Here is a 3,691-nt window from a genome sequence, read left to right on the forward strand (position 1 = left end):
CACCGATTATAATTGTTGGAGAAGGTTTAGGCGTACCTTGGCTTAAATATCCCGGATTGTTTGTAATTTGAACACCTGCAACTTTACCTTGAAGGGCTTGACTAACATTTACTGATTTTTGTTTTAGCAGATCATTACTAGAAATCATAGTAACAGAACCCGTCAAAACTGATTTTTTTGGCTTTGATGCATAACTAGCAACTACTACTTCATTCAAAGCCATTGAATTATTAACCAGTTTCATATTTATTTTATCATTTTCACTAACAGTGGCATAACTGTCTTCATATCCTATATATGAAAAAACAAGTTCATCTCCTTTTTCAGCTTTGATGCTAAATTTTCCCTCAAAGTTAGTTGCGACTCCTTTTGTTATTCCTTTAATATATACATTCACCCCAGGAAGTGGTAAGTCCATTTCGTCTGTAACTATGCCTGAAATCATTCTTGTTGTGGCATCGTAAGTAGATGTGATTTTGGCTTTAGCCTTATTTTCTTCTAATGCAATTGCTTCGACTTTAAAGGCGTTAATATTCGCTTCTTTGTCCTTGTTCCGTTCGATGTCTTCTGAATTAGTAGAAGTTATTTGATTGATGTCAGTATTGATATGAGTTGTTGTTTTTACTACGACTACAGGTTTTTCAATTTGTTTTTTTAGAATAACTTTTACATCTGGTTTTATGGTTTTTGAAAGTCCCTCGGTTTGTTTAGGCTCTGTTTTTTCTTGAATAACCACGCTGTTTTCTTTCGTTCCGCTTGGAGTGATTACTTTCGAATCGGTTTTAATAAACTGGTATACCAATGAGAAAAACAATAGGAGTGAAGCGGCAATGGCTAATTTTTTCCAAAGTACAAAAGCTTTTTTGTCTTCTTTTTCATCGAGTTTTTCTTCTACTCGCATCCAAACTTTTTCCATTGCAGGAAAGTCTTTTTCTTCTGCTTTTTGGGAAGCATTTTTTATTTTTTGGAATATTTTTTCTTGATTGTCCATGACTATTTCGCTTTTTGGTAATACAAATTGTTTACTAATTCCTTTAGCTTGGTTTTCGAAGCATTCAATTGTGATTTTGATGTGCCTTCGGAAATGTTCAGCATAACTGCAATTTCTTTGTGACCATAGCCTTCAATAACGAAAAGATTAAAAATTGTCTTGCAACCTTCAGGAATATGATTGAGCAAATTCAGCAAATCTTCCTCTTCGAGGTCCGTTATTTCATCAGTAAGAGGTTGCGAAATAGTTTTGATATCATCAAGATACAAATTGAAATTGGTGTTTTTCTTGATGGTAGCCAAACAATGATTAACTGTAATTTTTCGGGACCAAGCTTCAAAAGCGCTAAATTCTTTGAGCTGGTCGAGTTTTGTGAAAATAGTATAGAAAGCATCGGCCAATGCTTCTTCTATTTCTTCCTCTTTCTTTAGGTAGCGCTTGCAAGTGCGGTACAATTTTGGAGCCATAAGCTCGTACACTTGACGCTGGGCATCTCGATGCATTTTTTTGCATTCAGAAATTAATTTTTCGTTTATCACAATTGATGTCTTTCTACTAAAGAGATGAAAAAAATGAAAAAGGTTGGGATGGAAATAAATTATTTTTTGATTTATTGATTTGAAAAGGATAATTTGTAAATATCTGTTTCCAGAACTTCGGTGTCTTTATCTTCACAAAGCAGAAACTCTATTTTTTCTTTTGAATTGGTGTATAAAGTCAATCCTTCGAATTTATGGGTGCTACTGATTTTTTGGGTAAAATCTATTTTCATTGTTTTCAGGTTGATTCTCCCAATAAGACTTCCTAAAACTTCGCCGTCATCATATGTAGATTCGGTATCTTCGGCTGTGGCCAAAAAATAAATACTGTTGTCAACTAAAATAGCATCGGTAAAACTACTGCGTACACCTGTAATTTTTGGCAGTTTATAGTCGTTTGAAAGAATAGTGAAATCGTTAGTCAGATTTTTTCCTTCTATGGTGAAAAGGACATTTTTATTGGAACTTCCGTTGCCGCGATTCAACAAAAACCAACTTTCGCCATTATATATAGCACCTTCGAGGTTGAAGTCTTCAGGTTTTATGTCTCCGAAATTTTGCATGATTGCATACAAATCGGTTAAATCATTCGTGGCGATTATCTTTTTATCGCTGGAGTTAATTTGTATCATTTTGTTTCTTTTCTCGGTGGAACCGGAGCCAAAAACGTACAAACTATCACCGAAATGGGTTATGGCTTCAAAATCAGCTTTGTCTTTTTTGAGGGTATTTTCTATTGGGTTTTCCAGTAACGGATGGCGTTTTAAATCAAGGGAATCCATATGGTATTCGTAAAGAAAACCGCTGTTGTCACCAATAATCAGTAGGGAATTGTCTTTGTAAATAAGTCCTGATGCGGAACCAATGCCAATGATTTGGAATAATAGTTCGAGTGTGAATTTTTCCATTGTATTTGTTTTGAAAGCGATTCTTTAGCCCTGATGGCAGCGGTATCCTTTTCCTTCGGCCTCTTTTGGCGGAGGAAAAGATTCAAGCGTACAGCAGGAAAAAGCTCCTAATAATTTGGTATATTTGAGAGGTAAAGATAAATTATTTCCTATGAAGTCTATAAATCCGGATGATTTTAAAGTTATTGACAAAATAAGTTTGTCACAATTGCCTACCAATCTTAATATTGGGGCAAGCGATGAAAAAAAAGAAGATAAGTTAGAAAATGTTTCCAAAAAATTAAGCCAGCTGCAAGATGTGATGTATGCACACAATCGCTATGGCGTTTTGATTTGTTTGCAAGGTATGGACACCTCTGGAAAGGATAGTCTGATTCGGGAAGTTTTTAAGGAATTCAATTCTCGAGGAGTTGTGGTACATAGTTTTAAAACACCCAATTCAAGTGAGTTAGAACACGATTACTTGTGGAGGCATTATTTGGTTTTGCCAGAAAAAGGGAAGTTTGCGGTTTTTAACAGAACGCATTATGAAAATGTCTTGGTCACCAGAGTTCATCCTGAATATATTATGAATGAAAATTTGCCGGGTATTGAAACCGTTGACGATGTTACACCTCAGTTTTGGGAAAATAGAATGCAACAAATTAATAATTTTGAAAAGCATATTACGCAAAATGGAACCATTATTTTAAAGTTCTTTTTGCATTTGAGTAAAGAGGAGCAAAGGCAGCGTTTGTTGCGCCGACTGGAAGAAAAAGAACACAACTGGAAATTTTCGGTAGGCGATTTAAAAGAAAGGGATCGTTGGGATGATTATATGCATTATTATGAAGAGGCAATTAACAATACAAGTTCAGAATATGCGCCATGGTATGTTGTTCCTGCTGATGATAAGGAAATGGCACGCTATATTGTAGCTAAGATTATTTGGGAAGAAATGCAAAAACATACCGATATTAAGGAACCTGAGATGGACGATACGATCAAGGCGAATATGGAAATGTATAAAGAAATGTTGAAAAAAGAGAATTAAGTTAATGGATTTTCTTACGAAAGTTATTTGAAGTTTATTATTGTATTACGGTACTGTTAGTATGTAAAATTATTGTTTTTCGCATGTTTAAAATAGAGCCAACTCTTGGCTTTTTGTTAATATTCAATTCATTCAGAGTTTAAATTCACGGCATTACTTTGTTTAAAATTTAAACAAGCAACTAAGATGAAAAGAATTATTTTACCAATGTTATTTTTAG

The 3,691-nt window shown here is 34.4% G+C and carries 4 protein-coding genes; 1 reads left to right on the plus strand and 3 read right to left on the minus strand.

Going from position 1 to position 3,691, the window contains the following annotated elements; genetic code table 11:
* From AC061C_RS15410 to AC061C_RS15420, 3 genes are all read right to left on the minus strand, one after another.
* Positions 1 to 991: carboxypeptidase-like regulatory domain-containing protein (locus AC061C_RS15410; RefSeq protein ID WP_478291904.1), on the minus strand; the 991-nt coding region annotated here is incomplete at its 3' end.
* A 2-nt stretch (positions 992 to 993) separates the two neighbouring features.
* The gene (locus AC061C_RS15415; RefSeq protein ID WP_478291905.1) at positions 994 to 1,494 is read right to left on the minus strand and encodes an RNA polymerase sigma factor; all 501 of its coding nucleotides are present in this window, start codon (positions 1,492 to 1,494) and stop codon (positions 994 to 996) included.
* 107 nt (positions 1,495 to 1,601) lie between these two features.
* Positions 1,602 to 2,438 carry a DUF6929 family protein gene (locus AC061C_RS15420; RefSeq protein ID WP_478291906.1) on the minus strand — a complete coding sequence of 279 codons (837 nt, stop codon included), beginning with the start codon at positions 2,436 to 2,438 and terminating at the stop codon, positions 1,602 to 1,604.
* Positions 2,439 to 2,589: 151 nt separating this feature from the next.
* Between AC061C_RS15420 and AC061C_RS15425 the strand changes: the two genes are divergently transcribed.
* Positions 2,590 to 3,471 (plus strand): PPK2 family polyphosphate kinase, encoded by an 882-nt coding sequence (locus AC061C_RS15425; protein WP_478291907.1) that lies wholly within the window; start codon positions 2,590 to 2,592, stop codon positions 3,469 to 3,471.
* The last annotated feature ends 220 nt before the right edge of the window (positions 3,472 to 3,691 follow it).

It is taken from the genome of Flavobacterium sp. GNP010 (assembly GCF_056428945.1).

Coding starts and splice junctions, on each gene's coding strand:
- AC061C_RS15415 (WP_478291905.1), bottom strand. CDS start 1,494: ATGCATCGAGATGCCCAGCGTCAAGTGTACGAGCTTATGGCTCCAAAA.
- AC061C_RS15420 (WP_478291906.1), bottom strand. CDS start 2,438: ATGGAAAAATTCACACTCGAACTATTATTCCAAATCATTGGCATTGGT.
- AC061C_RS15425 (WP_478291907.1), top strand. CDS start 2,590: ATGAAGTCTATAAATCCGGATGATTTTAAAGTTATTGACAAAATAAGT.